Source organism: Mesorhizobium sp. WSM3873 (assembly GCF_001672445.1).
Taxonomy (GTDB): Bacteria; Pseudomonadota; Alphaproteobacteria; order Rhizobiales; family Rhizobiaceae; genus Mesorhizobium.
Genome location: NZ_LYTM01000022.1, coordinates 52663 through 58662 on the forward strand (window position 1 = coordinate 52663; position 6000 = coordinate 58662).

Annotated in this window: 2 protein-coding genes and 2 pseudogenes; 2 read left to right on the plus strand and 2 right to left on the minus strand. The window is 59.9% G+C overall.

The genetic code is table 11. The features are described from left to right. Nucleotides 1-209 precede the first annotated feature (209 nt). On the minus strand, nt 210-590 hold the full coding sequence (locus A9K71_RS15770) for a cytochrome c family protein (RefSeq protein WP_066997289.1): 381 nt from the start codon (nt 588-590) through the stop codon (nt 210-212). Between the two features lie 854 nt (nt 591-1444). On the opposite strand from A9K71_RS15770, the pseudogene ligD reads away from it, so the two are divergent. Both ligD and A9K71_RS15780 read left to right on the plus strand, forming a co-directional pair. Further along, nucleotides 1445-3180, plus strand: a pseudogene (gene ligD / locus A9K71_RS15775) (DNA ligase D). A gap of 96 nt (nt 3181-3276) precedes the next feature. Further along, a complete protein-coding gene (locus A9K71_RS15780; RefSeq protein WP_066997292.1) occupies nt 3277-4983 on the plus strand; it encodes a DNA polymerase/3'-5' exonuclease PolX in 1707 nt (568 codons plus the stop codon). A gap of 852 nt (nt 4984-5835) precedes the next feature. Here the strand turns inward: A9K71_RS15780 and A9K71_RS32625 are convergent. Further along, nucleotides 5836-6000 (minus strand): annotated as a pseudogene (locus A9K71_RS32625) (HlyD family type I secretion periplasmic adaptor subunit); the annotation flags it as partial.

A 6000-nucleotide genomic window follows, 5' to 3' on the forward strand; every position in this document is an offset into this window, starting at 1 on the left:
GTGCTGAAACCTAGGCCCGCTGGATCATTTGAGAGCCGGCGAGCATACGTCCCTTAGTTCGGTGGCATGAGAGAGATGCCCGCCATCCCGTTGCCTGGGGTGACGGGCATTCTGTTTGGGTCTCGGCCGGCCAAGCGGGCCGCCATCAGTTCCGGCCGCCTTCGGTCGGGGCGAGCCGGCGCCACAGACAGGGGCCTGGAATGGCCCGATTACTTGGAAAACTGTTTCAGGTAAGCAATGACGTTGGCTACGTCCTGATCGTTCTTGAGGCCGGGAAACGCCATCTTCGTCCCCTTGACCGTCCCCCTGGGGTCCTGAATATACTTTGTCAGCGTAGGCTCATCCCATTTGATGCCGGATTTTCCGGCCTCGGTCATGGCCATGGAATAAGTGAAACCGGGATGCGTGCCCGCGGTGCGCCCGATGACGCCGTGCAGAGACGGGCCGACCTTGTTCTGGTCCTGGTCTGCAATGTGGCAGACCTTGCACTTGGTGAAGACCTTCTCGCCTGCGGCTGCATCCTGCGCCCGCGAAGGGCTTGCAATGAAGATCGTCGCCGCCGAGGCGATGAAAAGTGCGATTGCGCGCATGGCATTCCTCCCTGATCGATCGTCATCTGCGCCGGACGATCCGCACCACGCCAGCTGCGCTGGGGCGGCCTGCACGGTCGAGCGGAATATCCGTGGTCCCACCCTATGGAATTGCGGCATCTACATACCACAGTATCAGGCCGATGGGTAGAAAGGCCAGTTTGTGCGAAGGTGCATGTCGCCCCGGTTCTGGATCATAAAATGCATTGGTAGCGGTTAGCTTGACCCGCTTGCCACCGCAACCGCGCGTCGGCAGATCGATCCGCTGATAGCGGTGACAATCGAGACGCCCGGCCGTGACGGACATACTGTTGAAGGGTCCAGCCGGCACTCATAGCGGCGATACGCGATCGCTTCGGCGCTGATGCGCCCGCCATGGAGTGGGAGCTTCGGCCGAAGATGAGGTGCGCGGTGTAGGCAGCGATGATCCAGATACCCAGATCGACTGGAGCCCACTCCTGAGGGAGGGTCGAGTGGGCTCCGTTGCTTGCCTTCAGACGGCTCGGATCGAATGGAGGAAACCGTGCCGTCGACTCTAAATCCGTGCTATTTGAGGGGATTCACAAGACCGGCCTCGATCACAAGACTCGGCAACAACCGAGACAGCCCCATGCGCCGGCCGCGAAACCAAAGAAGCAATCGCGCGTTGGACGCGATTAAGCCATTTCGTCTCGGGTTTGGGGTGCGTGAGAATGGTCAAGCCAACGTCGCGTAAGGCAATCCCTAGGTGGAGCGCTCCTCAAGCGAAGTCGCCTATTCGTGACCGGACCAAATTAGCGCTTCCCACTTTACGGCCCGTCCAGCTGGCAACGCTCGTAGACACCGTCCCTGCCGGCGACCGCTGGATCCACGAAATGAAATATGACGGCTATCGCATTCTTGTTGCCGTCGGCGGCGGCGAAGCGCGGGCCTATACGCGATCTGGCCTGGACTGGTCTCACCGTTTTCCTTCCATTCTTTCGGAAGCCCGTAAGCTCCAGGTCCGCTCCGCCCTGATCGATGGCGAGGCCGTCGTTGTCGATGCCGACGGAAGATCAAACTTCCAGGCGCTTCAGAACGCATTAAAGGGTGCGCCGGCAACGATCGACTTTTATGCCTTCGACCTCCTTCAGCTCGACGGCGAAGATCTCACGAGGCATCCACTCCTTGAACGCAAGGAGAAGCTCAAGGAAATTTTGCCCGCGAAGAACCCAGTCCTTCGTTACTCCGATCATATCCTCGGTCGGGGAGAAGAGCTGCTCGATCACTTTTGCGCGGCCGGTCTCGAGGGAGTTGTTTCGAAGCTCGCCGATTCGACTTATGTGGGAGCCCGCGGCGGAAGCTGGCTCAAGATCAAGTGCATCAAGCGGCAGGAATTCGTGATTGTCGGCTGGACGCCGTCCGATAAGGTCCGCGCGTTCCGGTCATTGATCCTGGGGGTGCATGACGGTGGCAAGCTGCGTTATGCCGGGAAGGTCGGCACCGGCTTCGATACGGCTGAACTTTTCCGTCTCATGAGGATCATGGCACCGCTCGAGCAGAATGCCGCGACCGTCGAGGCGCCGCGAGCCGAAGTTCGCGGAGCACACTGGCTTCGCCCCAAGCTGGTCGCGGAGATTGCCTTCACCGAGATGACCAACGAAGGAACGTTGAGGCATCCGAGCTATCTCGGTCTGCGCGAAGACAAGAAGCCGGAGGCGGTCGTTCTGGAGACGGAACGTCGCACGGCCAATCTGACCACGTCGCGGGCGCACACCATCGCCATCAGCAACCGTGACCGCGTGATCTATCCGGAGTCCAATATCACCAAGGGCCAGCTCGCGGACCACTACGCGGCCGTCGCGGAGATCATGCTTCCCTGGGTCGGCAGTCGGCCGATCAGTCTGGTTCGGTGCCCCCAGGGCCGGGCCAAGAAGTGCGTTTTCCAGAAGCATGATGCCGGGAGCTTTGGCGACAAAGTCCACCAAGTGGGTATCACCGAAAAGGACGGCCACGAGGAGCCATACCTTTATGTCGACGATGCCAATGGGCTGATGACTTGCGTCCAGATGGGAACGATCGAGCTGCATGGGTGGGGAGCTCGGATCGAGGATGTCGAAAAGCCCGACCGCCTCGTGTTCGACCTCGACCCCGATGAGGGTCTCGATTTCGAAGCTGTCCGCGGGGCTGCTTTCCAGTTTCGTGATATTCTGAAATCGCTGGGACTCGCGACCTTCCCGATGCTGACGGGAGGCAAAGGGGTGCATGTAATCGCGCCCCTCACCCTCACGCCGATTGGCCGCAAGTAAAGAACTTCGCGTCTCGCCTCGCTCAAGCGGTCGCTCAGAGCGATCCGGCCCACTTCACGGCCGCGCTGTCGAAGGCGCGCCGGAAGGGTCGCATCTTTGTGGACTATTTGCGCAACCAGCGCGGGGCGACCGCGATCATGCCCTACAGCGCAAGGTCTCGACCGGGCGCGCCCGTCGCGGCGCCGATCACCTGGGCGGAGATGAAAACGATTGATGCGCCCTCTCATTTCCACGTCGGCGATGCTCCTGAATTGAAGAAACGCGCAGCCTATAAATCATTGGCGGGGTGGGGTCGCGCCGACCAGTCCTTGCCTGATCTGTAACGCCCACTCCGCGAAAAAGGCATCAACTGTGGATGGAGCGTTTCGCGGTCCTTGCCTGATTGGAACCTGCGGAGATCGGCCCCGTTTGCCTCGACTATGGCAAAACCCGATCCGCGGACAGTCGCCAGTCTCCTAAGGGAATACGCACATCGCTTATCGCTGCGCGGAGACAATCCCTATCGCACCAAGGCTTACTTGCGCGCGGCCGATAGTCTGGCTGCGTTGTCGCAGCCGCTTGACCGGATCATCGCCGCGGGCGCCCTCACCAGGATCCCGGGCATCGGTGACGCTATCGCAGACATTGTGCGCAAGCTCTACGAGTCGGGCACGCATCCACGCCTTGAGAAGCTGCGCGAGGAGGTGCCGGCGGGCGTAATGGAGCTGTTTGCCATACCCGGGCTTCGGCCCGACAAGATACTGAAGCTCCATCAGGCGCTCGGCGTGAACTCGTTGGCCGAGCTCGAAGCGGCAGCAAGGGCAGATCGCATCCGGCCAGTCAAAGGCCTCGGTGCTTCGCTTCAAACGAAAATCCTGCAGAACCTGGCTATCGCTCGAAGCGGCGAAACACAGCTTCACCTGCACAAGGCCGCCGCTCTTCTTGAACATGCGGTCATGTCGGTGAAGCAGGAGCACCCCGAGTTTTCGCGCGTGGAAATCGCCGGTGATTTCCGACGTGGTTGCGAACTTGTTGCCGACCTCGCGCTGGTCGCGCAAGGGAAGAAACGGACCGAAATCGAGCAGTCCACCCTCAGGCTTGTCGTCACGGACAAGAAGCACTTTGGCGCGAGCTTCCTCGAAGCAACCGGTTCCGCGGCCCATCTAGAGCAATTGAGGATGTTTGCGGCCGAAAGAGGGTTCGCCCTCAAACCGGATGGGCTCTACCGCGCCAGAAAGCTGATCGCATCAGTGACAGAGGAGGAAATCTACGACGCGCTGGGCCTGCAGTTCATCGAACCTGAACTGCGCGAAGGCAGGGACGAGATTGAGCGGGCAGCGAGGCGGCAACTCCCTACCCTCGTCCGGGACGAAGATCTGCATGGCATCCTGCATTCTCACACGACCGCATCCGATGGCACCGAGACGCTTGAGGCAATGGCTGAAGCGACCCGTGAGCGCGGGTTCGAGTACTATGGTGCCGCCGACCATTCGCAGTCTGCCCACTACGCGGGCGGCCTCACATTGCAGGAGATTGCTAAGCAGCACCGCGAAGCGGATCGGCTGAACAAGAAGTATGGTGGAAAATTCCGTATTCTGAAGGGCATCGAGGCAGACATCCTGGCCGACGGTTCGCTTGACTATCCGGACCATGTTTTGGAGCAGTTCGATTTCGTTGTCGCGAGCGTGCACAGCCGCTTCAAGTTGCCGAAGAAAGTGCAGACGGACCGTATCATTGAGGCAATCGCGAACCCCCTTACGACAATCATCGGACACATGACCGGTCGCCAGTTGTTGCGTCGCCCCGGCTATGATCTCGACATCGACAAGGTCCTCAGAGCGTGCGCGAGATATGGCGTCGCGGTCGAAATCAATGCGCATCCGTGGCGGCTCGATCTCGATTGGCGGTGGCATCAGAAGGCTCTCGACTACGGCTGCATCTTCAGCATCAATCCAGACGCTCATTCAATCCGAGAACTCGACCACATGCATTGGGGTGTCGAGATCGCACGTAAGGGGGGCGTCCCTAGGACGCGGGTTCTCAACGCGATGGGTTTGGCGGCTCTGCTTGCGCACCTTTCAAAGCGCAAGCGCGATTCCAAGACCGGCGGCAAGCGCCGTTCGCCAGCGCCGAAAGCTGTCGCATGAGGCTCGAGGTCCTAGCCTTTTTCTGATGCCGATGGCAGTCGACGCAGCCGCCCGTGACAGACATGCCCGCGTCGATAAGCGCCCGAAGTGTCCGCCTCTAACTGTTCCGAGAGAAATACGTTCGCGCGGTAATCGACCGCCTCCCTGATCAAAAATTGCTAAGTGAGCGTCGTTCCGACTGCTGGACGGGGCGCTAACTTCGAGCAGGACAGAGCAGTCGACCGTGTCATGAAACTCAGCAGTGGGGTCAAACAAGAGCCAGGAGGCGTAGGACCGAAGACGTTTGAGCCTGGCCGTTTTTTCGAGCCGCGCTTGGCGCTCATCCTCTCCTGGCAATGTTCGAGGTGGTGTTTTGTTCTTCTCGGCAGGAGATTGCATCGTTTGCCTCGGCGTCGCAGACCGTATGTTAGGTCGGAGCGATGATGATCGGAGTTTCCCCAAGTTCGATTTTATACGATCCTACATTAAGATCGCGCGCGGGTGAGGCTATCCATTTTCATGACGTTCAGGGGCTTAAGTAGCATCCGTTTGGGGAAAGATGCCGTTGCTCCTCTCGCGACAATACAATGTAATCAAGATCGGCGCCTAGGCGCCACCGCATGTGCGCCAGTATCCGATTCAAGAGAGCCCATGCTGGATCGGGTTCGTAATCCTTCACGAAGGCTTCAACACGCCTCCGCCGAGATTGCGCCAAAATGGCTGCCCGCACCCCGCAAAACAATGAAAGGCCAAACAGTAGCCGATACCGCAGAGCACCACTGCAAGCCGTGACGCAGCGCGCCTTAGTTTGCGGGCAATGCCGCCTCAGTCACCCGACCTACCTCACTGCTCCGGAAGTTCAGCTTTTTGCTTTTACTTCTGCCGGAAGGCCGTATGCAGGGACGTGGTCAGCGGCCCCAGAATGTAGTCCAGCGCGGTGCGTTCCTCGGTGACGATCATGACCTGCGCCGGCATGCCGGGATAGAGCTGGATCTGCGGCGCAGCGGCGAGTTCCTGCTGATCCACCGCCACGTCGGC

Bases quoted from the DNA above. Each gene is read 5' to 3' on its own strand.
- A9K71_RS15770 (WP_066997289.1), bottom strand. From the start codon at position 590: ATGCGCGCAATCGCACTTTTCATCGCCTCGGCGGCGACGATCTTCATT.
- A9K71_RS15780 (WP_066997292.1), top strand. From the start codon at position 3,277: ATGGCAAAACCCGATCCGCGGACAGTCGCCAGTCTCCTAAGGGAATAC.